Source organism: Rikenella sp. (genome assembly GCF_056799795.1).
This window is the reverse complement of record NZ_JBQIQO010000001.1, coordinates 67,249-88,698: the sequence shown is the minus strand read 5'-3', so window position 1 is coordinate 88,698 and position 21,450 is coordinate 67,249. Positions and strand designations below refer to the sequence as shown.

Annotated in this window: 19 protein-coding genes; 4 read left to right on the top strand and 15 right to left on the bottom strand. The window is 57.0% G+C overall.

Features of this window, described 5'->3' with window-relative positions; genetic code table 11:
• Nucleotides 1–69: 69 nt before the first annotated feature.
• The 5 genes from ACTO3O_RS00385 to ACTO3O_RS00365 form a co-directional block, all read right to left on the bottom strand.
• Nucleotides 70–1,428 carry a citrate synthase gene (locus ACTO3O_RS00385; RefSeq protein WP_297830005.1) on the bottom strand — a complete coding sequence of 453 codons (1,359 nt, stop codon included), beginning with the start codon at nucleotides 1,426–1,428 and terminating at the stop codon, nucleotides 70–72.
• Nucleotides 1,421–2,698, bottom strand: coding sequence for an NADP-dependent isocitrate dehydrogenase (gene icd, locus ACTO3O_RS00380; RefSeq protein ID WP_297830003.1), 1,278 nt, complete (start codon nucleotides 2,696–2,698; stop codon nucleotides 1,421–1,423). Before icd ends, ACTO3O_RS00385 begins: the two co-directional genes overlap by 8 nt.
• Nucleotides 2,698–4,986, bottom strand: a complete 2,289-nt coding sequence (locus tag ACTO3O_RS00375) for an aconitate hydratase (RefSeq protein WP_297830001.1) — start codon at nucleotides 4,984–4,986, stop codon at nucleotides 2,698–2,700. The genes icd and ACTO3O_RS00375 overlap by 1 nt, the downstream gene beginning before the upstream one ends.
• Before the next feature lie 115 nt (nucleotides 4,987–5,101).
• A complete protein-coding gene (locus ACTO3O_RS00370) occupies nucleotides 5,102–5,800 on the bottom strand; it encodes an SIMPL domain-containing protein (protein WP_297829999.1) in 699 nt (232 codons plus the stop codon).
• 5 nt (nucleotides 5,801–5,805) lie between these two features.
• Nucleotides 5,806–6,909: an acyltransferase gene (locus ACTO3O_RS00365; protein WP_297829997.1), complete on the bottom strand. Its 1,104-nt coding sequence runs from the start codon at nucleotides 6,907–6,909 to the stop codon at nucleotides 5,806–5,808.
• A gap of 80 nt (nucleotides 6,910–6,989) precedes the next feature.
• Here ACTO3O_RS00365 and ACTO3O_RS00360 point away from each other — a divergent pair, with 80 nt between their 5' ends.
• Genes ACTO3O_RS00360 through ACTO3O_RS00350 form a run of 3 tightly spaced genes read left to right on the top strand, consistent with a single transcriptional unit; the run spans nucleotide 6,990 to nucleotide 8,848 of the window.
• Nucleotides 6,990–7,223, top strand: a complete 234-nt coding sequence (locus tag ACTO3O_RS00360; protein WP_297829995.1) for a hypothetical protein — start codon at nucleotides 6,990–6,992, stop codon at nucleotides 7,221–7,223.
• Nucleotides 7,224–7,247: 24 nt separating this feature from the next.
• The gene (locus ACTO3O_RS00355; protein WP_297829993.1) at nucleotides 7,248–8,075 is read left to right on the top strand and encodes an ABC transporter ATP-binding protein; all 828 of its coding nucleotides are present in this window, start codon (nucleotides 7,248–7,250) and stop codon (nucleotides 8,073–8,075) included.
• A 5-nt stretch (nucleotides 8,076–8,080) separates the two neighbouring features.
• Nucleotides 8,081–8,848: a hypothetical protein gene (locus tag ACTO3O_RS00350; protein ID WP_297829991.1), complete on the top strand. Its 768-nt coding sequence runs from the start codon at nucleotides 8,081–8,083 to the stop codon at nucleotides 8,846–8,848.
• A 47-nt stretch (nucleotides 8,849–8,895) separates the two neighbouring features.
• Here the strand turns inward: ACTO3O_RS00350 and ACTO3O_RS00345 are convergent, their stop codons facing one another.
• The 7 genes from ACTO3O_RS00345 to ACTO3O_RS00315 all read right to left on the bottom strand — a co-directional run bounded on the left by ACTO3O_RS00345 (nucleotide 8,896) and on the right by ACTO3O_RS00315 (nucleotide 15,353).
• A complete protein-coding gene (locus tag ACTO3O_RS00345; RefSeq protein WP_294593418.1) occupies nucleotides 8,896–10,074 on the bottom strand; it encodes an MFS transporter in 1,179 nt (392 codons plus the stop codon).
• Between the two features lie 97 nt (nucleotides 10,075–10,171).
• Nucleotides 10,172–11,962 (bottom strand): hypothetical protein, encoded by a 1,791-nt coding sequence (locus ACTO3O_RS00340; RefSeq protein WP_297829989.1) that lies wholly within the window; start codon nucleotides 11,960–11,962, stop codon nucleotides 10,172–10,174.
• A gap of 17 nt (nucleotides 11,963–11,979) precedes the next feature.
• Complete coding sequence (locus tag ACTO3O_RS00335; RefSeq protein ID WP_297829987.1) at nucleotides 11,980–12,372, bottom strand: BlaI/MecI/CopY family transcriptional regulator; 393 nt, start codon at nucleotides 12,370–12,372, stop codon at nucleotides 11,980–11,982.
• Between the two features lie 110 nt (nucleotides 12,373–12,482).
• On the bottom strand, nucleotides 12,483–13,088 hold the full coding sequence (locus tag ACTO3O_RS00330; protein WP_294593424.1) for a GNAT family N-acetyltransferase: 606 nt from the start codon (nucleotides 13,086–13,088) through the stop codon (nucleotides 12,483–12,485).
• Nucleotides 13,085–13,879 carry a sulfite exporter TauE/SafE family protein gene (locus ACTO3O_RS00325; RefSeq protein ID WP_297829985.1) on the bottom strand — a complete coding sequence of 265 codons (795 nt, stop codon included), beginning with the start codon at nucleotides 13,877–13,879 and terminating at the stop codon, nucleotides 13,085–13,087. Before ACTO3O_RS00325 ends, ACTO3O_RS00330 begins: the two co-directional genes overlap by 4 nt.
• A gap of 131 nt (nucleotides 13,880–14,010) precedes the next feature.
• Nucleotides 14,011–14,391 carry a hypothetical protein gene (locus ACTO3O_RS00320; RefSeq protein WP_297829982.1) on the bottom strand — a complete coding sequence of 127 codons (381 nt, stop codon included), beginning with the start codon at nucleotides 14,389–14,391 and terminating at the stop codon, nucleotides 14,011–14,013.
• Between the two features lie 65 nt (nucleotides 14,392–14,456).
• A complete protein-coding gene (locus tag ACTO3O_RS00315; protein ID WP_297829981.1) occupies nucleotides 14,457–15,353 on the bottom strand; it encodes a ketopantoate reductase family protein in 897 nt (298 codons plus the stop codon).
• Nucleotides 15,354–15,468: 115 nt separating this feature from the next.
• Between ACTO3O_RS00315 and typA the strand changes: the two genes are divergently transcribed.
• Nucleotides 15,469–17,268 carry a translational GTPase TypA gene (typA, locus tag ACTO3O_RS00310; RefSeq protein WP_294593431.1) on the top strand — a complete coding sequence of 600 codons (1,800 nt, stop codon included), beginning with the start codon at nucleotides 15,469–15,471 and terminating at the stop codon, nucleotides 17,266–17,268.
• Nucleotides 17,269–17,432: 164 nt separating this feature from the next.
• On the opposite strand, the gene ACTO3O_RS00305 is transcribed toward typA, so the two are convergent.
• From ACTO3O_RS00305 to ACTO3O_RS00295, 3 genes are all read right to left on the bottom strand, one after another.
• Nucleotides 17,433–18,452, bottom strand: coding sequence for a 2-oxoacid:ferredoxin oxidoreductase subunit beta (locus ACTO3O_RS00305; protein ID WP_294592287.1), 1,020 nt, complete (start codon nucleotides 18,450–18,452; stop codon nucleotides 17,433–17,435).
• 26 nt (nucleotides 18,453–18,478) lie between these two features.
• A complete protein-coding gene (locus ACTO3O_RS00300; RefSeq protein ID WP_298080536.1) occupies nucleotides 18,479–20,317 on the bottom strand; it encodes a 2-oxoacid:acceptor oxidoreductase subunit alpha in 1,839 nt (612 codons plus the stop codon).
• Nucleotides 20,318–20,456: 139 nt separating this feature from the next.
• The gene (locus ACTO3O_RS00295) at nucleotides 20,457–21,434 is read right to left on the bottom strand and encodes a dihydroorotate dehydrogenase-like protein (protein WP_297829975.1); all 978 of its coding nucleotides are present in this window, start codon (nucleotides 21,432–21,434) and stop codon (nucleotides 20,457–20,459) included.
• Nucleotides 21,435–21,450: the final 16 nt, after the last annotated feature.

The following is a 21,450-nucleotide window of genomic DNA, read 5'->3' as shown; positions in this document are numbered from 1 at the left end:
AACGAAGCGCGGCTCTTTCCGTTATGGGAAGAGCCGCGCTGCATTTTGCAGGGTGCGAGACCCGCGAAATTACCGTTTCTCCAACGGACTGTATTCCGTCGCCGGTGCGACATTCTTATAGGCCGGCCGGATAATGCGCCGACTGTCGAAATTCAGCTCCTCTGTCCGGTGTGCCACCCATCCGGCGATACGCGACATGGCGAACAACGGGGTGTAGACCTCCCGCGGCAATCCGATCATGTCGTACACGAAGCCCGAATAGAAGTCCACATTGGCGCACACCTTTTTGTTCACCGAGTTGCCTTTGAACTCCATGAAGCTCTCCACGGCTAGCCGTTCGACGGATTCGAGAAAAGCGAACTCCTTCTCCCGTCCCTTCTCCTGGGCCAGCGAACGCGCCATCTCCTTGAGCAGCAGGGCTCGCGGATCGGAAATCGTGTAGACCGCATGTCCGATCCCGTAAATCAATCCCTTCTTGTCGTACACCTCCTTGCGCAGCATCCGCATCAGGTAAGCCTTGATCTCCGCCTCGTCCGTCCAGTCCGAGATCACCTCGCGCAAGTGGGTGAACATGTCGATGACCTGCAAATTGGCTCCCCCGTGCAACGGCCCTTTCAGCGAACCGATCGCTGCTGCGATCGAAGAGTAGGTGTCCGTCCCCGACGAGCTGGTCACCCGCGTCGTGAAGGTCGAGTTGTTCCCCCCGCCGTGTTCCGCATGCAGAATCAGGCACAAATCCAATACTTTGACATCCAGCGGTGTATATCCCTTCGACCCCTTCATCATGTAGATGAAGTTTTCGGCCAGCGAAAATCCCGGCTTCGGAATCCGGATGTGCAGCGATCCGCCGTTTTTGTTGTGGTTCATCGTATGGTAGGCATAAGCGATGATCGACGGAAACTTCGCGATCAGGTCAACCGACTGGCGCACCAGATTGTCGCGCGAGGTATCGTCCGGATTCTCGTCGAAAGCGTAGAGCACCAGCACCGACCGCGCCAGAATGTTCATGATGTCGTTCCCGTAGAGTTGCAGGATGTTCATCTTCGTCGCATGGCGCAAGACCATCTGTTCGTTCAGCAGGTTGGTGAAGGTGTCCAGCTCCTCCCTGTCCGGCAGGTAGCCCGAGAGCAGCAAAAATGCCGTCTCTTCATACCCCAGCCGTTGTTCGGCCTGTACGCCGTGCACGAGATCCGCCACGTCGATCCCCCGGTAGAGCAGTTTGCCGGGAATGGCTTTCAGGCCTTTGCCGTCGGCCAGCCGTTCGTAGCCCACCACGTCGCCGATGTTGGTCAAGCCGACCAGCACCCCCGAGTGATCCTCATTCCGCAGCCCGCGTTTCACGCCGAAGCATTTGAAGAGGTCGTTTTCGATCCGCGAAGTCTCCTTGACGGTTTCCGAGAGCTTGTATATCAGATAGTCTTTATTCATCTCCTTTGTCGTTAATTTTCGCGATCAACAGATCGGCAAATTCGCTGGTCGAGAGCCGGGTGCCGTTCTCCATAAAACGAACCAGATCGTAGGTCGCTTTTCCCTCGACGAACGCGCTCTCCATCGCCCGTATAATAGCCTCTCCGGCCTCCGCCCATCCCATGTATTGGAGCATCATGACCGCCGAGAGCAGGAGCGAGCAGGGGTTGGCCTTGTTCTTCCCAGCATGGATCGGCGCCGTCCCGTGCGTGGCCTCGAAAATGGCATGTCCCGTGGTGTAGTTGATGTTGGCCCCCGGCGCAATCCCGATGCCGCCGACCATGGCGGCCAGCTGATCTGAAATATAGTCCCCGTTCAAATTGAGTGTGGCGATCACCGAGAACTCCCGCGGCTTGAGCAGCGTCCACTGTAGGAAAGCGTCGGCAATGGCATCTTTGATAATGACTTTGCCCGCGTTCACAGCCACCGTCTGAGCCGTATTCGCAGCCTCTTCCCCTTCCGCTTTCTTAATCCGTTCCCACTCGGCCCAAGTGAAGGTCTGTCCGCCGAACTCCCGTTCCGCCAACTCGTACCCCCAATTCTTGAAGGAACCCTCGGTGAACTTCATGATATTCCCCTTGTGCACCAAAGTCACTGACGGCAGGCGATGGTCGATCGCATACCGAATCGCCGCCCGCACGAGCCGTTCCGTCCCCTCCCGGGAGACCGGTTTGATGCCGAACGACGAACTCTCCGGAAAGCGAATCTTCCGAACCCCCATCTCGTTGATCAGAAATTCCCGCAACCTGATCGCCTCCGGCGTTCCCGTCTGCCATTCGATTCCGGCGTAAATATCCTCCGTATTCTCCCGGAAAATCACCATGTCGACATCCTGCGGTCGCTTGAGCGGTGTCACGACTCCCTGGAAATAACGGGTCGGGCGCTGGCAGACGTACAAATCGAGTTCTTGTCGCAAAGCGACGTTCAACGACCGAATCCCTCCGCCGATCGGCGTGGTCAGCGGCCCTTTGATCCCCACGAGGTACTCTCGAAAAATCTCCAGCGTCTCAGCCGGGAGCCATTCGCCCGTTTGGTCAAACGCCTTTTGACCAGCCAGCACCTCCCGCCACTCGATCTGCCGTTGCCCGCCGTAACAAGCCGCGACCGCCGCGTCGACTATTCGCCGCGTCGCCGGCCAGATATCCACTCCGATGCCGTCCCCCTCGATAAAAGGAATGACCGGTTTGTCCGGCACCTCCAAAACTCCGTTGCTGATGGTGATTTTATTCATTATGCGTTCGTTTTTTTGCTCAGTAAGTTGAGTGCGCTCCCCGCCCGGAACCAGGCGATTTGCAGCTCGTTATAAGTATGTTCGGCCTCGAAACTTTCGGTAGTCCCGTCCGCGTGTTGCAACACGACGGTCATCGGAACCCCCGGTGCAAAGTCTTTCAGGCCGAGTATCGAAATCGTATCGTCTTCCCGTACCTTCTCCCAGTCCGCCTTATGGGCGAAAGTCAAGGCCAGAATGCCCTGTTTCTTGAGGTTGGTCTCGTGGATCCGGGCGAACGACTGCGCCAGCACCGCTTTTACCCCCAAAAACCGAGGCTCCATCGCCGCATGCTCCCGCGACGAACCCTCGCCGTAGTTTTCCTGCGCCACCACGATGCTTCCCACCCCCTTGGCCTTATAGTCCTTCGCTACGGCCGATACCTTGTCGTATGTCTGCCCCGGTAGAGTCGGATTCAATACGCAGTTCACCGCATCCCGTCCCTCCGTCGCGAAAGCGTTGGTCGCCCCCATCAATAAGTTGTCCGAAATGTTTTCGAGGTGCCCGCGAAACCTGAGCCAGGGCCCGGCCATCGAGATATGGTCAGTGGTACACTTTCCCCGCGTTTTGATCAGCAGTCGCAGCCCCTCGAAATCTTCTCCGTTCCATGCCGCGAACGGCTCCAGCCGTTGCAGCCGTTGAGAATCCGGCGCGATAACCACCGTCACATCCGTCCCGTCCGCCGCCGGTGCCTGATAACCCGGGTCGTCCACTGCAAATCCTGCGGCCGGCAGCTCCCGGCCCGTCGGCGCATCCAGCCGCACTGCCTTTCCCTCCTTGTCGGGTATCGTGTCGGTCAGCGGGTTGAAGGTAATGCGTCCCGCAATCGTCATAGCCGTCACCACCTCCGGCGAGGCGATAAAAGCATGGGTTTTCGGATTTCCGTCGTTCCGCGCCGCGAAGTTCCGGTTGAAACTGGTGACGATCGAATTCGCCCGTGTCGAATCGTCCGTATGCCGTTTCCACTGCCCGATGCAGGCCCCGCACGCATTCGCCATGACGATGCCGCCGATCGCTTCGAAATCGCGCAACAGTCCGTCCCGCTCCGCCGTGTAGCGCACCTGCTCCGATCCCGGCGTCACGATGTATTGGGCCTGAACGGTCAAACCTTTCTCCGCCGCTTGTCGCGCCACCGACGCCGCCCGGGTCATGTCTTCGTAAGAGGAGTCGGTGCACGAGCCGATCAGTCCGACCTCCATCCGTTCCGGATAGCCCTTTTCGCGAGCCATACGCACGAATTCCGAGATCGGTGCCGCCGCATCCGGCGTGAACGGCCCGTTGATGTACGGTTCCAGCGTCGAAAGATCGATCTCGATCACCCGGTCGTAGTACCGTTCCGGATGCTCCAGCACCGTAGCGTCCGCTTGCAAACAACTTGCAGCCACTCCGTCGGCCAGCTCGGCCACGTCGCTCCGCCCGGTCGCCCGCAGGTAGTCGCCCATCCGTGCGTCGTACGGAAAGAGCGAGGTCGTCGCTCCCACCTCCGCGCCCATGTTGCAGATCGTGGCTTTCCCGGTCGCCGAGATGGTCTCCGTCCCCGGCCCGAAGTATTCGATAATGGCATTCGTCCCTCCTTTGACGGTCAGGATGCCTGCCAGCTTCAGAATCACATCTTTCGGCGATGTCCAGCCGCCCAGCCGCCCTGTCAGCCGCACGCCGATAATGCGCGGCATCTTCAACTCCCACGCCATTCCGGCCATCACATCCGCGGCATCGGCTCCGCCGACCCCCACGGCGATCATCCCCAGCCCGCCGGCATTCGGCGTATGCGAGTCCGTACCGATCATCATCCCGCCCGGAAAGGCGTAGTTTTCGAGCACCACCTGATGAATAATCCCGGCTCCCGGTCGCCAGAATCCGATTCCGTATTTGTTCGACACCGATGACAAAAAGTCGTAGACCTCCCGATTGACCTCCCGGGCAGTCGCCAAATCGACATCCGCTCCCCGGTCGGCCTGAATCAGGTGGTCGCAGTGCACCGTAGTCGGCACTGCCACCCGCTCGCGTCCGGCATTCATGAACTGGAGCAGGGCCATCTGTGCCGTGGCATCCTGCATGGCCACCCGATCCGGAGCGAAATGGACGTAGTCTTCGCCGCGTCGGAAAACCGGTCGCTGGGTATCGTCGGCGAGGTGCGTCAGCAGGATTTTTTCGGCCAGCGTCAGGGCATGACCGGTCGTCCGCCGCGCCCGATCGACTCCGTCGGGCATCGTGGCATACCGCCGCCGGATCATCTCGATGTCGAAAGTCATAGAAGGGTTATTAAAAATTTTTCGTAATTCCGTTTCCGAGCGCAATATACGAAAAACAGCGGGATTTACCCGCTGTTTTGTGAAAGGATGAACAGAATCGGTGGAATCTGTTAAATTATTCCAACACGAAGCGTACTGTGACATTCTGGTTCACCCGCACGTCGTTGAACCGGAGGTTCGACATGGCATCGTCCTGAACGGCATTTCCGGTCATCACCCCGGCAGCCTTACTGCGCAGCATGACGAGACCGGCTTCCGGAGCCGACGAGTAGGACTGAATGTAGATCGCCTTGCCGATCCGCTGTCCGAGCGCAGCAGCGAGTTCCGATGCGGTGATCTGAGCATTCCGCATCGCCTTGACACGAACCTGTGCCTGAAGCTCCCGCAAATCGCTGCGCGTGCTCTGGCTCAACGAGGCGTTCGATATGCCGTTCATCTGCAAAGCGTCGAAAACGGCTTCCACCTGATTCGGCTCGGTCAGCGTCAGGAGGTAGTTCTTGTATTGGTAGACATCTTTCCGTTTGCCGCTGGCATTGGACTGGCTGGTAATGACCAGTTGTTTTTTGATGTCCACTCCGGCAGCGTCGAGCGCCGTGGCCAACGACCGTTCCAGCTCGGCGATGGTGGTCTTCCCTTTGCTCGGTGCCTCCGAAATGCCGATTGCGATGCGGAACTTATTGGGCATCACCGCCGTATCGGCCGAACTGCTGATTTCGACATACGGAATCTGTTTGTCGAGGTCTGTTCCCTGGGCCCATGCGCTCCCGGCACCGATCATCAGGAGTGCCGAAGCGATAAAAAGCATTTTTTTCATGACTTTTATCCGATTAAGTATTTATGACTAGGTAGTTTCTGCAATAACCGTACCACACCGGCCGAAACCGCGAAAGCCGCTGCGGCGATCAACGGTATCTGGAGGTAAGGCGGCCATTCGACGTACTGTTTCACGAAATCGTATGCCACCTGTACGATAAAAAAGTGGCACAGGTAGATTCCGAAGGTCAGCGACGCCCACCGTCCGAGCCGGGCCTGCGTCCGCGGGTTCGAAATCCGAACCGTCTGTAAAGCCGTGAATACGCCGTAGGTCATCAAAAAGACGCTGAATCCGGTGAAAAACCACGGGATTTCGAGGTAGGCGTAGTCGGTCGGGAAGTAGCGCTGTGTCCAGATGAATCCGCCGCAGGTCAGGGCGTATCCCGTCGCAAAACAGATGGCCGATCGAATGCATATCTGTTTCTTAGACCGGCCGGAAGGGTAGAGGTTTAAATAGTGGGCCAAAATCAGGTATCCCAGAAAACCGCTGACATAGTAGAACGTCCCGAACGGGTTCCAGTCGCACTCGCCGAAAATACCGGTGTGTCCGTAGTTGCCGACGTAGCCGAAGAACGGGGCCAGAACCCGGATATAAGGAATAAAGAGGGTGAATCCCCAGAGGTACAGGAATCGTTTCAAGTCTTTCCGTGAGGCCTGCGCCACCCACGGCGAGACGATCGGCAGGATCAGGTAGAGCCCCGCCAACATATAGAGGTACCACAGCGGGGTGGTGACATAATTGAAGTTCAGCGGAAACGAGGCGATATAGTAAACGGCATTCGCCCCTTCGGCGTGTCCGTAGGCCCGGTAGAAAAGGGGTGTCAGCAGGCTCCAGAAGAGCAGCGGTACGAGTATGCGTCCCAGCCGCCGGCGATAAAAAGTTCCCATATCCGTCCGAACCGGCAGGAGTAGCACGCCGGAGATCATGACGAACAACGGTACGCAGGCGCGCATCAGGCTGCCCCAGCAGACGCCCGACAGAAAGGCTGTCCGGTCTTCATCGAAGCGGGCGACGAAGAAGTCGCCGCTGTGGGAAAAGACCACCATAAAGCAGGCCGCGATGCGCAGTACATCGAGCCACGGAATTCGGGTAAGAGAATTGTTTTGCATGGCAGACAAAGATAAATTTTTCCGCCGATAAGTTGGCGGTTTGGGCGAAAAGGGCTATTTTGCAGGGAAAAATCTTTTCCATGAAACTTTTCAACAGCGAGAACTGGACGCGCCGGACGGTGCTCGGGGGATTGGGTTGGGCTTATAGTGTCATGCTCTTTACCGAGATCGTCAATTATTTCGGGTTCGCTCAATCATCATATTGGCGATGGGAGGTAGTCGTCATCAAATTAGTTATTTGGACGCTCTTCGGTCTGACTTTCGGCCGGTGGCTCTTGCTGAAAATGAAAAGGCCGCTGGAACAGAAAAAGTAATCCGAAATCAACTTTGAAAAACGCATGATCCGATTTGAAAACGTATCGTTCGGCTACCGGAACGGATGGTTGTTCAGGGGGTTGAACTTCGAACTGCGTCGCGGGGCGATCTACGGTCTGCTGGGGAAAAACGGGGCCGGGAAGAGTACTTTGTTGAAGCTGACGGCGGGATTGCTGTTTCCGAAGGCGGGCGAAGTGTTGGTCTTGGGCCGGACGCCGAAACGGCGCGAACCGACCTTTTTGTCTCAGATTTTTCTGGTGCCCGAGGAGTTCGACCTGCCGCGGATGAATATGCGGGAATATGCCCGGGTGTACGGTTGCTTTTATCCCGATTTTTCGCATGAACAGTTGGCCGACCTGATGCGCGAGTTGGAGGTGTCGGAGACCCAGCCGTTTCATCGGATGTCGCTCGGGCAGAAGAAAAAGGCCTGCATCGCTTTTGCCCTTGCCTGCCGGACGCCGTTGTTGCTGATGGACGAGCCGACCAACGGGCTGGATATTCCGTCGAAGAGCGTTTTTCGGCGGGTGGTCGCTGCGGCGATGGACGAGGGGCGGACGGTGGTGATTTCGACCCATCAGGTGCGCGATCTGGATCGGTTGATCGACTCGGTGGTGGTGCTCGACGGCAGCGAAATCTTGCTGAACGCCACGACGGATGAGATTGCCCGGCGGTTGCAGTTCGTGCGGCTGGAGGAGAACGAGCCGGCCTTGTATGCCGAAGAGACCATTCACGGACGATGGGGAGTGCGACCGAACGAGGCGGGAGCGGATTCGCCGTTGGATATGGAGTTGTTGTTCAACGCTGCGGTTGCCAATCGCGAGGCGATTAAAAATCTTTTCAATCGGGGCTGAAACGTATGAAAGATTCATTTTCCTGGAGACGGCTGGGCCGGGTGGCTCGGGCCGAACTGGCGGGTGAGCGGCGCGCCTGGGGGCTGAGGCTGGGCGGTTGCCTGCTCTTTTGCCTGATGATCTATATGGCTTGGAACACCGATACGATTTTCGGACGCAAGGAGGTGCATGACATGTACGGCTATCTCGTGCCGCGGATGATCGTCGGAGTAGGGTGGGGGATTGCCGTGATGTTCAACCTATCGCGCAGTTTCAGACGCTATTCCTCTCACGGCCGGGCGGTCGAGGCGTTTATGGTGCCGGCGGCGCAGAGCGAAAAGTTCGTGTGGGCGGTGTTGAAAAATTTCGTGGCCGTGCCGGTTATTCTGCTGGCGATTGTCGGGTTGAACGACCTGTTTTGGGCGGAATGGCTGGGGTTCGATGATCTGTTTACCTTGTTTGCGAAGGGTTGGGCATCCGTTGTGGAGAGTTCCCGGGCTTCCTGGTGGGGCCTGATGATGAGTCTGTACGGATTGCACGTTCTCTCCACGATGGCTTTTTTTCTGGCCGGGGCGGCGCTCTTCCGGCGACACCCGTTTTTGTGGACGGTGTTGGTGCAATTCGTGCTATGCAATCCGTTGAGCTTCATGGTGACGCTGGCACCTTACCTGACGTGGGTCGAACTGTCTCGGATCAACGGGGTGGTGATGCTGAATCTGATTATTTTGGGGCTTTGTACCTTGTGGATGTGTATCGCCTGGTGGCGGTTTTCCACCCTGCAACAGACCAAATAAAGAGCCGAGGGCGAGTTTTTTTTTCGAAAAACTCGCCCCCGTTGTGTTTACCTCAACTTATTTCGATTGAAATAGGGGCCTGCCCACAGCAAAAAGAGCGTCAGTCCGATGCACAGCAGGAAGGTGCCGAGCAGAAAAGCCGACGAGTAGGAGGTGTGCTGGGCGATAATCCCCCCTAACAAAACCCCCGATCCCACGCCGAAATCCCACGAAGTCAGGTAGGTGGCATTGGCCGTTCCGCGTTGGTTGTGGTGGGCCAGATTGATGAACATCGTCTGGAGCGTCGGACAGAGCAGGCCGTACCCTACGCCGATCGAAACGCCGCATCCGTAGAACGACAGCGGGTGTTTCAGGAAAACGAAACAGAGGAAGCTCGCGATCAGAAGCACTATGCCGGCCTTGCTGACCGCCGTCAGATAGCCCCGGTTGATGAGTTTTCCGGATATCAGGCGCGATACGACCAGTCCGCCCGACAGGCAGACGAAAAACATTCCCGTTCCGCTGGTCAGCCCCACCTCTTCGACTCCATACACGGCCACATAGGTGCTCAGCACGCCGTAAGCGAACGAAAGGAAGAGGGTCGTCACCGCCCCCGGAATCCCTTTGAGCAGCAGGAAACGGTCGAGCGACAAGGTCTGTTTGGCTCCCACGGCTTCGGTCTTCTTCTCGCGTACGAACGAACCGACGCATAGTCCGATCAATCCCACTCCCAAAGCGGTCGCGAAAATCCAGTTATAATCGGGCGTGGCGTCGTGAATCATCAGGGCCGCCATCGGGCCGATGGCCATAGCCAGATTGGTCGATACGCCGAAATAGCCGATCCCTTCGCCCCGTCGGGAGGCCGGCATGACATCGATCGCCACGGTGTTGACCGAGACGGTCACCATGCCGAACGCCATTCCATGCGTCGCCCGCAGGATGATAAACGCCGTCAGCACGCCTGCCAGCATATAGCCGCCAAAGTAGGAGATGAAAAAGGTGTAGCAGATCAACAGGAGCGGTTTTCGCGGGAAGCTGTCCACCATGAACCCGGCGAAAGGCCGAAAGAGCAGCGCCATGATGGTGTAGGACGAAAGAATCAGTCCGGCGGTCGATTTCGTGACGGCGAACCGGTCGGCCAGAAACATCGGGAGGATCGGCAGCAGCATATAGAAGGCGAAGAACATCAGAAAGTTCGCGCCGCAGGCCGCCCAGAAACTGCCGGTCCATAATTTGTCTTTCACCATGGGGGTCAAAAGGGAGAATTAGGTATCCGGCTGCAAAGGTAGAGAATTATTGGCAAAGCGGGGATTGCCTGTCGGCAATCCCCGCTGATGGAGAGTATCAGTCTTCGATGCGCTGATAGCTGCTGCCGGGAAGTTCTTTGGAAAGCACCGAATCCTGGATAACCTGAGAGGGACGCTTCGGTGTGGACGTTTTTGTCGGGACGGCCTCTCGGTGAAGAATCACTTTGACCGGTTTCCGATTGCGCACCCAGTTGTTCTCGCTGTCGAGGTAGAAGCGTTCGGGGCAATCTTTCAGGAGCTTCGTGGCCACCGTCACTCCATTCTCCTCTTCTTTTTTACTCAGATAAACCGTGACGTTCCCGTTTTTGTAGTTTGTCGCTGAATTTTTATCTCTCTGATTGTAAGGCTGAATGATGAGCGAACCTTGCGAAAGTGCCAGGGCCGGAGCGCCGTCTCCGCTACTCGATAAAACGGAGATTTTTTCCTGCTTTAATTTGTCGACTTCGTTTGTTGAAGCCGTCCGTACAGCATATCGCCCCGATGAATTCTTGGCATTTTTGGTCGTGATGCTGATGACCCCGCCGCGCGCCCGTTCGCCGTATGCACGGATTGCGGCTTCTCCTTTGAGAACCGTGATGGATTCAAATTCCTCAGAGTCGAGTTTCTCTACTTCCTGTTTGATGCATTCGACGCCATCGACGATGTAGATCGGCGGTACTTTCGAAGTGTCGGCCTTGGGAGTGACCCGCACGGTGATGATCTCCCCCACTTGATGAGTCTTTGTTCCGGCGGCAGAGCCCGCCGATTGTTTCTGAGGCGTTTCGGAGTTAAGGCTTCGACCGTCTTTTATCACCGTTTTAGCTTCGGCGAGCAACTCGCGAAGTGTGTCAAATTCCGGTTCCTGAATTTTCCGACCGTCGAGATAATGTACTTCGACCGGCTCTTCGAAGACGGTTTTGGAGTCCAGCGTATCGGCAGTCGGCAGGGCGGTTTCGTCCGGTTGCGGCTGCGAAGAAACGGGGTCGGAAGCCTTGGCGGTGAGCGAGAAAGCGCCCAGCAGCGCGCCGACGAGAAGCGGCAGGGCGGCCAGTCGGAGGTAGCCTCCGAGGCGGCTCCTGTTTGCACGAGGTGTCATCATTTTGAGTCGTTTTTTGGTGAGTGAATAGCACAGTGCGTTGGCCGTCCCGGGATAAATGCCTGCCTCCGTGCCGATTAAAAGGTCTATGTAGGGCCCCACGGCGTTCCCCTCGCGGAGTACCGCCCGATCGGCCTGAAATTCATGAATTTCGCGGATCAACCGGCCGCAGTGCCAGGCTGCCGGATGGAACCACAGCACGGCCCGCCACAGATTCATCCACAACAGATCGAACGAGTGTCCGTAAGCGATGTGGCTGCGCTCGTGGGCCAGAATCGAATCCAGCATCGGTGAGTCTGCGAATCGTCGATCGACGAAGATGCGCCCGAAAACGGAGTAAGCCCCCGCCACTTTGTCCGAAAAGAGCACTTCTCCCACACGGGTATGCCTGATTTGCCGCATGACGCGCCCTATCCCGATCACCTGAAGCACCACGAACAGCACAACCCCGGCCCCGTACAGCACGGCCAGCCAAAATTTCCACTCCATAGGCGCCGGTACAGCAGTTGTCGGTATTTCCATCGTTTCCGGTACCGGAAATCCGGTGGTGTCGACAAAAACCGTCTCTGCGACCTCCCGAGCCGGTAAGAGCGGTATGCGCAGCAATGGCAGCGACAGACCGACGGGAAAAAGTCCCAACAGACAGCTCCGTGCCGCCCCCAGCGGAATGCGCCGGTGAAGCACGAAGGCGTAAAACAGCCACAACGCGCAGGTACACAGCAAAGCGTCGATCCAGTATCCCTGAGAAAACATAGCGCAATCGGATTCGGTTATTTCTGTTCGGTTTCGACAATCTGTCGGGCCACACGCTTCAACTCCTCGTATTGTTCGACCGTCAGCGATCCGCTCTCGGCCAGAAACGAAAGCACCTGTCCCGGCGAATCGTTGAAAAAGTTGCGCACCACGCGCTGCATAAAGTGCGACCGGTATTCGTCGCGCCCCACTGCCGGATAGTACCGGTGGCTCTTCCCGACCACCCGATGGGCCAGAAACCCTTTGGCCTCTAATGTCCGTATGACTGTCGAGATGGTCGTATACGCCGGTTTCGGTTCGCGAAACTCCTCGACCACTTCGCCCAGAAAAGCTTCCTTCAGCCGCCAGACGATCTGCATCACCTCCAGCTCGGCCCGGGTCAGTTCGGTCGGTTTTTCTCTCTTTTTCATGCGGTATTCCGTTTTTGGCACTACAAAGATAGTTATAGTTTCGATAACTACAACTATAATTTTAGTTTTGTGGGAAAATAATTTTACCAGAAGCGTCGGAGGCCTCGGAATTACTTGCGTTCGGAGTAGCTGAGCACCCGTTCGTTGTTGAATCGTTGGAAAGCCCGGAATTCCGCTTCGGTGAGCGGTCGGGGATAGCTCATCAGAAAGAGTCGGTGGGGTTCGGTCGTCGGGCGGAACGACGGATGAACGTGGTCGTAGTCGTAGTTGGGGCACATCCCGTTGCTCAGATAAAAACGTTCGCGGCGGCGCGAGACTTCGTCCTGCGGCGGGTCGATCTCCAGCAACAACAGCCGGGAGCCGTCCCCCTGAAGCAGTTTCAGCGCTTGCGAACCGTATCCTCCGCCCCGTTTTTCGGGCGCGATGGCGAAGTGTTCGCCGAACCGGAACCGTTGCCCCTCGTCGGTCTCCCAGTCCCACCACGAGAGCAGGCCGACCAGTCGGCCCCGTTCGATCAACAGGTGGTAATGAAAGGCCGGGTCGCCTAAAGCTCGCAGGTGTTCCGCCAAAGGTCGCTGCTCGCAGAGCGGGAAACTCTGTTCGTAGATCGCCCAAGCCGCTTCGGCCAGCGGGTGGGAGTGGTCGTCGAGGCGAATCAGGTCGAGCGTTTTGTCGGAAAGCGTCGTCATGTCGGATGTGATCAAGATGGATTTCAAAGATACATGATTCCGTCGTGAAAATGGAGCTGGACGAAAAGGAGCATATAGATGACCGACAGGATCAGGGCGACCATGAAGCAGTCTTTGACCGTCCGGGTATCTTTGCGTTCGACGAACTTTTCGCCCACCCAGCCTCCGAATCCGCCGCCGAGAGCGACGCAGGCGCCCAGCTCCCAGTTGATGTGGCCGAACCAGACGAAGACGGCCAGGGCGAACGGCGTGACGATCATACTCATATAGGTTTTGATCGCGTCGGCTGTTCGGGTCTCGGTGTGGAGCCGCGTGACCAGCACGTAATACATCAGGTAGGCCATTCCGGCCTGAATCATGCCGCAGTAGAGTCCCAGCAGGAGAAAGATGCCGTAGTCCGCCAGGCGCGACCGCCCCACGGGATCGGCCGTTTTGTCGGGCCGGTCGGCCGGCGGAGGCGAGAAAAAGGTGAAGAGGATGGTGAGGATCATCACCCCGATGAAGATCCAGTTGAAGATGACGCCGGCGATCCGGACGGCGAAAAAAGCGCCGGCTATGGCGCCCAGCACTAAGGTGACCGACAGAATGGCCGCTTCGCGGTGCGGAATGCGCCGATGGGTCAGGTAGCGGATGTATCCCATCGTATATTGCGTCATCACGCCCACCCGGTTCGTTCCGTTGGCCACGCTGGGAGGCAGCCCCAATCCGATCAGCATCGGCAGCGAGATGAGCGACCCGGCTCCTCCGATTTCGCTGACGATACCGCTGGCCAGACCGGCCACGACGGCGGCTATGTGGTGCACGAGGGTCGTTTCCATAGTGGAGTGGGTGAAACCATGCGGATGTCGCGCAAATTGTGTGCCAGATAACAAAAAAGCGTGCGGTTCCCTCAGCGCAATGCAAGGGAACCGCACGCTTTAGGTACGGCAAGTGCCGAGAGCGATATGAACTATTTTTTCGGAGTCAGAGCAAAGCTCATCTCGTCGCCGGTCAGTTTGAAACCGTCGTTCGTTTTGGAGACTTTGAAATTCAAGGTGCCTGACGGATCTACGATCACCAAACTGCTGTCTGCCTGCATTTCCCAAGTCCCGCCGTGCTGTTGGCCGTTCATGACCATAGTGACTTTTCCGTCAGACTTGAAATCCATTTCGACTTTCATTTGTGTCAATACGGCTTCCGCCATCTCCGCCGCTGCGGCGTCGGTCGAATCCGGAAGGACGACCTCCATTTTTGCGTCGTAAGCGCCGACCAACTCTTTTTCGATTCCGGTTTTGCCGGAGCAGGCAACCAGCGCTGCTACAGCGGCGATTGCGAGGAAGAATCTCTTCATTTATTATGTGGATGTTTGGATGAAAATATATGACAAAAATAGGTGTTATTTCTGATAATCGGTTGTTATTGGGCCGATAAAATTCGCAGGGCGGCCCGATTCAACGGGACGGGGATCCGCAGCTCGTCCGCCAGTCGGCAGAGCGTCCCGGCGAAGATGTCGATTTCGGTCGGCCGACCCGCCTCTGCGTCCTGCAACATGGAGCTCTTGCCGTCGGGGTTCATCGCACGAATGACCTCTACGGCCTGTTCGACCATCTTGTCCGCCTGTGCGATGCCGATCGCCCGGGCGACAGCCGTCGCTTCGGTCATCAGATCGACGGCCAGCGCCATGGCCCGGTCGTTGCGTTGCAGGTGTCCGTAAGGAGAGCGGAGCAGGGCAGTGGTCTGGTTGCAGCCGATGTTGATGACGAACTTCTGCCACAAGGCCGACCGCATATCCGTCGGAATTTCATACGGAATACCGGCCAGCTCGAACAGCTGCCCGACTCGTTCGGCTTCAGGCGACAGCGTGAGGTTTTGCGCTTCGCCGAAATAGATGCGGAAGTTTCCGTCGTGCGTAATCCGATTCCCTTCGCGCAGACTCGGATGGCCCAGAAAATAGGAGTAGAGCACATGAGCCTCGGGAAAACGCGCTGCTACCGTCTCTTCGCTTTCGATACCGTTCAGCAGCGAGAGCACGATGGTTCCGGGCCCCACGAAAGGTGCAGCGGCATCGAGCGCTTCGGGCAGAGCCGAGGCTTTGGTGGCGATGAGAATCAGCTCTTTGGGCTCATCTTTGCCGGCCAGCGCGAAGTCGTAACGTCGTCCGTTGAAAAGCAGGCCTTCGTTCCGTAACCGTTCCTGTCGTGCGGCATCGGCAATAATCGTAAAGCGGTCGCCCAGGCTGTCGGCCAGCCGGGTCGCCACCACGCTCCCGACGGCTCCCAAACCGATGAGCGATACCCGTTCGATTCGTTTCATGCCTGCAAAGATCAACTTTTTTTTACTAATCAGGCTGATAATCTGCCCTGAAACCGCTACTTTTGTGGCCGCGCAGCCTGTTGTGGAACGGGGTGGGCGGATTTATTTCAACAAGATGCAGAAAATCAAAAACATCGCAATTATTGCGCACGTCGACCACGGAAAGACGACGATGGTGGATAAAATGATCCTTCAGGCCAAGCTGGTGCGGGATCAGGAGAAGTCGCAGACTTTGATTCTCGACAACAACGACCTCGAACGCGAACGGGGGATTACGATTCTGGCGAAAAACGTATCGATCCATTATAAGGACTACAAGATCAATATCATCGACACGCCGGGCCACGCCGACTTCGGCGGCGAGGTGGAACGGGTGCTCAATATGGCGGACGGGGTGTTGCTGCTGGTGGACGCTTTCGAGGGGACGATGCCCCAGACCCGGTTCGTGCTCCAGAAGGCGTTGGAGATGGGGCTGAAACCGATTGTCGTCATCAACAAGGTCGATAAGCAGAATTGTCGGCCGGACGAGGTGAACGAACAGGTTTTCGACCTGATGTTCAGTCTCGATGCGACAGAAGAGCAGCTCGATTTCAAGACCATCTACGGGAGTGCCAAGAATGGGTGGATGTCTACGGATTGGAAGACGCCGACGACGGATATCATTCCGCTGTTGGACTGCATCATCGAGGAGATTCCGACGGCTCAGGTGGTCGAAGGGACGCCGCAGATGTTGATTACGTCGCTCGAATATTCGCCTTACGTGGGGCGGATTGCCGTGGGACGTTTGAGCCGCGGGACGTTGAAGGCGGGACAGAACGTTTCGCTGGTGAAGCGTGACGGAACGGTCGAAAAGTCGAAAATCCGCGAGCTGATGACTTTCGAGGGGCTCGGCAAGCAGAAGGTCGAGGAGGTGCAGTGCGGCGATATTTGCGCGGTGGTGGGTATCGACGGGTTCGAGATCGGGGATACGATTGCCGATTTCGAAAATCCCGAACAACTTACGCCGATTGCGATCGACGAGCCGACGATGAGTATGTTGTTCACGATCAACGATTCGCCGTTTTTCGGCAAGGAGGGTAAGTACGTGACGTCGCGGCACATCAAGGAGCGGCTGGATCGGGAGTTGGAAAAGAATCTGGCGCTGAAGGTGAAGCCGGGAGCGACGGCCGATTCGTTCCGGGTGTTCGGACGCGGGGTGCTGCACATCAGTGTCCTGATCGAGACGATGCGGCGCGAGGGGTATGAGTTGCAGGTGGGGCAGCCGAAGGTGGTGGACAAGGTCATCAACGGGCAGCGGTGCGAACCGATCGAGCACCTAACGGTTGACCTGCCGGAGGAGATGGCGGGCAAGGCGATCGAGATGGCCACGCGGCGGAAAGGGGTGCTGTTGCACATCGATCATCGGGGCGAGCGGGCGCATTTGGATTTCGATATTCCGGCGCGGGGGATTATCGGCCTGCGGAGCAATCTGCTGACGGCTACGGCGGGCGAGGCGGTGGTGGCGCACCGGTTCAAAGGGTTCGAACCGTATCGGGGCGAGATCGAAGGGCGTTCCAACGGCTCGCTCATCGCGGCGGAGAGCGGTACGGCTTTCGCGTATGCGATCAGTAAATTGCAGGATCGCGGCCGGTTCTTTATTTCGCCGGGCGACGAGGTCTATGCCGGGCAGGTGATCGGCGAGAGTACGCGGGCTGAGGACATTTGCGTGAATGTCTGCAAGTCGAAGAAGCTGACGAATATGCGGGCTTCGGGTTCGGACGAAAAATCGACGGTGTCGCCGCCGGTGGTTTTCTCGCTCGAAGAGACGCTGGAATATATTCAGGAGGATGAATATGCGGAAATTACGCCGACTTCGATCCGGATGCGTAAAATCTTGCTCTCTGAAACGGATCGCAAACGCGCGGGTAAGGCTTAGGCCATTCGATTATCGTTTTTTGCCCGGGAGTGGACTGTTCTTTTTCTGAAGAGCCGATCCGCGTTACTTGAGCAGAGGCCGCTTGCGGGCTATGCTCAAGTAACGCGGATCGGCTCTTCAGAAAAGGTGCGGTTCCATGCGGGTAGACACGGTAAATGATTGTTTTATTTAACCTCCCATGTTTCGCCGCTGTGCAGCAGCTGATCCATGTTGAAAATCTTGGCCCGCATCCGAACCTCGATCAACTGATCCCGTACCTGATCGTCATACGTATGGTCTTTCACCGCCCGGATCACCCCGAGAGCCACCGGCATGTCCGGCGCTTTCATGTTCACCAGCATCATGTGAATCCCCGGATTCGGCTCATGCGCATTGTGCACCAAGATATCCGCCCGGGTAATCCCGTTTTCGCCGATCTTCACGACTTTTAACTTCAGGCCGTCCAAAATCAGCCCCTTGTCCCGATTCTTCCCGAAAATCATCGGCTCGCCGTGACGGAGTACAATCGTGCTGTCCTCCCGCACCTCCTTATTCAGGAAAGCGTCGTAAGCCTTATCGTTGAAAATCACGCAATTTTGCAAAATCTCCACCACCGAAGCGCCATCGTTTTTCGCCGCAGCCACTAGACAGTCTTTCGTCAGATTGACATCCACGTCGATCGTCCGCGCAAAGAACGTCCCTCGCGCACCCAGTACGATCTCACCCGGCGAAAACGGGTGTTCCACCGTGCCATACGGCGAAGTCTTCGTCACCTTTCCCAGCGGCGACGTCGGCGAATATTGCCCCTTCGTCAAACCGTATATCTGGTTGTTGAAGAGCATGATATTGATGTCAATATTCCGACGGATGGCATGAATGAAATGGTTCCCGCCGATCGCCAGCGCATCGCCGTCTCCCGTCACCTCCCATACCGACAACGTCGGATTCGCCACCTTCACCCCCGTGGCAATCGCCGCCGCCCGCCCGTGAATTCCGTGGAACCCATAGGTGTGCACATAATACGGAAACCGCGACGAACAGCCGATCCCCGAAACGAACGTAAACCGCTGATGCTGATAATTGAGCTCTTCGGCCACCTCCGGCAACGCTTTGGTCACCGCGTTCAGAATAAAGTGGTTGCCGCAACCCGGACACCATTTAACCTCCTGGTCGCTTTTGAAATCCTGTGGAGTATATCGTACCATGATCTTTTACTGCAGTTTCGAACGCGCTAAGCGCGGGTGAGTAATGTGTTGAAATGTTCGGTCAGTTCGACTACCGTGAACGGCAGCCCCTGCACCTTGTTGTACTGTTGGAAATCGATATGGGGGAAATTCATCCGCAGGTAGTTGGCGAATTGTCCCATGTTCAATTCGCAGACGACGATCTGCTTGAATTTCGAAAAAATCCCCTCCGTCCCTTTCGGGAGCGGATTGATGTAGCTGAAGTGGCAGTGCGAAACGCTTTTTCCCTCCGCCCGCATCGCATCCACCGCCGTGCGAAGCTGTCCATAAGTACCACCCCAGCCGACCACCAGCAGGTCGCCGCCGGTCGAATCGCCGTACACCTCCTGTTCCGGGATGTAGTTGGCCACGCGAGCCACTTTTTCCGCCCGCAACTCCACCATTCGCTGGTGGTTTTGCGGGTCGTGCGACAAGCAGCCGATGCAGTCCTGTTTTTCCAACCCGCCCAATCGGTGTTCGCACCCCGGCGATCCCGGTAAAGCCCAGCTCCGTGCCAGCCGCTCCGGATCGCGGACATAAGGCAGAAAACCGCCTTCCGGACGTTCCGTCACCACCGGCGGTTTGATCTCCGGATAGTCGTTCATCGACGGAATGCGCCACGCTTCCGACCCATTGGCGATATAGCCGTCCGAGAGCAGGATAACCGGCGTCATATGCTCCATCGCGATTTTGGCCGCCATAAAAGCCGCATCGAAACACCCCGACGGGGTGCAAGCCGACATGACGACCAGCGGACACTCTCCGTTCCGCCCCCACAGCGCCTGATAGAGATCGGCCTGCTCGGTCTTGGTCGGCAGCCCCGTCGAAGGCCCGCCCCGCTGTACATCGACCACGACCAACGGCAGTTCGGTCATCACCGCCAGCCCGAGCGCTTCGCTCTTGAGCGAGAGCCCCGGCCCCGAGGTCGTGGTCACGGCCATATTCCCGGCGAACGAAGCCCCGATGGCCGTACAAATCCCGGCAATCTCGTCTTCCACCTGCAACGTCTTCACTCCGAGGTCTTTCCGTTTGGCGAGTTCTTCCAGAATAGCGGTCGCCGGGGTGATCGGATAAGAGCCGCAAAAGAGCGGCCGCCCCGACTTTTCAGACGCTGCGATCAACCCCCAGGCCGTCGCCTGATTCCCCGCGATCGTCCGATAGGTTCCTTTGGGCAACTCCGCCGCCGGCACCTGATAGGTGGTGGTGAAGATATGGGTATTGGCGGCATAATTATAGCCTGCCTTCAAAGCGAGCAAATTGGCCTCCGCCACCGCCGGTTTTTTCGCGAATTTGCGGCGGAGATAATTTTCGGTATGCTCCAGAGGCATGTCGTAAAGGCAATAACAGATCCCCAGAGCAAACATGTTTTTACACTTGTTCGCCGCTTTGGTGTCGAGCCCGGTCTGTGCCAGCGCCTCCTTGGTCATCGACGAGATCGGCGCGCGGATGATGTTGTAATCCGCAATCCCCAGCTCTTCGAACGGATCGAGCGTCTGGAAACCGGCTCGTTTGACAGTCGCCTCAGTCAGGCTGTCGGCGTCCACGATCACCGTGGCGCCTTTTTTCAGCCACTTGCGATTGGCGCGCAACGCCACGGCGTTCATCGCGACGAGCAGGTCGCAGTAGTCGCCCGAGGTCAATACTTTTTCGCTTCCTATATGTACCTGGAAACCGGAGACTCCGGCCATCGTCCCCTGCGGAGCCCGAATCTCGGCCGGATAGTCGGGAAACGTGGCGATGCTGTTCCCCCCGAGGGCCGAGGTGTCGCTGAAGAGCGTTCCGGTCAGCTGCATACCGTCACCCGAGTCGCCTGAGAACCGGATGACTACGTCTTTTGTCTGCTGCATACTATGTTTGGGTAGGTATTTACCGGAACAAATATTGTCATTTTTTTGCAGATACAACAGCCTTCTCGACATAAAAAATCGTCTCCACCACTCAATTCGGAGGTGGAGACGATATATGAAGTCTTTCAAAAAAGAGGTCTTATTCGTGGTTGGAGTAGTATTTCATGAATTGCGTCCGTTCATACAGCATCGGATCGGCGATATTCTTGGCATTCATCCGTCCGGTCACGTCGCGCAAGGTCTGGAACTCGTGCCGTTTCATCCAGTCGCAGATAAAGGTATTCATCTCGCCGATCACTTGCAGTCCGTTTTCATACGCCGCGCTGGCGATTTCGACGGCCGACGCCCCAGCCAGCAGCGCCTTCACCGCATCGGCTCCCGAGTGTACGCCGGTAGAGACCGCCACGTCGATCAGCGGCAGCGAGCCGTTTACCAAAGCCGTCCACCGCAAAGCATTCGACAGTTCGGACGGATGGCTGAATATATCCCCCGCCTTGACCGCCATCTTTTCGATGTCGATGTCCGTGGGATAGAACCGGTTGAAGAGTACGACCCCCTTCACATTTCGATAATAGATCTCTCGCACGATCGCCAGCGGATTGGTGAATCCGGCTCCCAGCTTGACCGACAGCGGGATGGAGATCGCCTCTTTCACCCGTTCGATGATGTTCAGGTAATTTCGTTCGATCTCGTCCGAAGAGGTCTCTTTGTCGGTCGGTAGGAGGAAAATATTGAGTTCCAGCGCATCCGCCCCCGCCGCCTCGATCACTCGGGCATAGTCGACCCACTCGCCGATCCCCCGGCAGTTGATGCTGGCGATAATCGGAATGGAGCACTGCTGTTTGGCATCTTCGATCAACTTGAGATACAGTCCCAAACTGTTCTCCTGCACGTAAGTCCGCACATAATCCGCAGCCTCCGGATAGTCGCTGTAGCTATCCACATGGGCCACTTCGTTCATAATCTGCTCTTCGAAAATCGACTTGAGCACGACCGCTCCCGCTCCTGCCATTTCGGCATCTTTGATCCGTTGGAGCGTCGAGGTCAGTCCCGAGCTGCTCAGAATCACCGGGCTGTTCAGTTCCAACCCCAGATATTTCGTTTTGATTCGGTTCATAATATAAATTTAGGTA

What these genes read in the sequence shown, in the direction of transcription:
- ACTO3O_RS00375 (WP_297830001.1), bottom strand. Translation starts at nt 4,986, where the DNA reads ATGACTTTCGACATCGAGATGATCCGGCGGCGGTATGCCACGATGCCC.
- ACTO3O_RS00300 (WP_298080536.1), bottom strand. Translation starts at nt 20,317, where the DNA reads ATGCAGCAGACAAAAGACGTAGTCATCCGGTTCTCAGGCGACTCGGGT.
- typA (WP_294593431.1), top strand. Translation starts at nt 15,469, where the DNA reads ATGCAGAAAATCAAAAACATCGCAATTATTGCGCACGTCGACCACGGA.
- ACTO3O_RS00370 (WP_297829999.1), bottom strand. Translation starts at nt 5,800, where the DNA reads ATGAAAAAAATGCTTTTTATCGCTTCGGCACTCCTGATGATCGGTGCC.
- icd (WP_297830003.1), bottom strand. Translation starts at nt 2,698, where the DNA reads ATGAATAAAATCACCATCAGCAACGGAGTTTTGGAGGTGCCGGACAAA.
- ACTO3O_RS00385 (WP_297830005.1), bottom strand. Translation starts at nt 1,428, where the DNA reads ATGAATAAAGACTATCTGATATACAAGCTCTCGGAAACCGTCAAGGAG.
- ACTO3O_RS00335 (WP_297829987.1), bottom strand. Translation starts at nt 12,372, where the DNA reads ATGAAAAAGAGAGAAAAACCGACCGAACTGACCCGGGCCGAGCTGGAG.
- ACTO3O_RS00340 (WP_297829989.1), bottom strand. Translation starts at nt 11,962, where the DNA reads ATGTTTTCTCAGGGATACTGGATCGACGCTTTGCTGTGTACCTGCGCG.
- ACTO3O_RS00295 (WP_297829975.1), bottom strand. Translation starts at nt 21,434, where the DNA reads ATGAACCGAATCAAAACGAAATATCTGGGGTTGGAACTGAACAGCCCG.
- ACTO3O_RS00345 (WP_294593418.1), bottom strand. Translation starts at nt 10,074, where the DNA reads ATGGTGAAAGACAAATTATGGACCGGCAGTTTCTGGGCGGCCTGCGGC.
- ACTO3O_RS00305 (WP_294592287.1), bottom strand. Translation starts at nt 18,452, where the DNA reads ATGGTACGATATACTCCACAGGATTTCAAAAGCGACCAGGAGGTTAAA.
- ACTO3O_RS00350 (WP_297829991.1), top strand. Translation starts at nt 8,081, where the DNA reads ATGAAAGATTCATTTTCCTGGAGACGGCTGGGCCGGGTGGCTCGGGCC.
- ACTO3O_RS00365 (WP_297829997.1), bottom strand. Translation starts at nt 6,909, where the DNA reads ATGCAAAACAATTCTCTTACCCGAATTCCGTGGCTCGATGTACTGCGC.
- ACTO3O_RS00325 (WP_297829985.1), bottom strand. Translation starts at nt 13,879, where the DNA reads ATGGAAACGACCCTCGTGCACCACATAGCCGCCGTCGTGGCCGGTCTG.
- ACTO3O_RS00320 (WP_297829982.1), bottom strand. Translation starts at nt 14,391, where the DNA reads ATGAAGAGATTCTTCCTCGCAATCGCCGCTGTAGCAGCGCTGGTTGCC.
- ACTO3O_RS00315 (WP_297829981.1), bottom strand. Translation starts at nt 15,353, where the DNA reads ATGAAACGAATCGAACGGGTATCGCTCATCGGTTTGGGAGCCGTCGGG.
- ACTO3O_RS00355 (WP_297829993.1), top strand. Translation starts at nt 7,248, where the DNA reads ATGATCCGATTTGAAAACGTATCGTTCGGCTACCGGAACGGATGGTTG.
- ACTO3O_RS00360 (WP_297829995.1), top strand. Translation starts at nt 6,990, where the DNA reads ATGAAACTTTTCAACAGCGAGAACTGGACGCGCCGGACGGTGCTCGGG.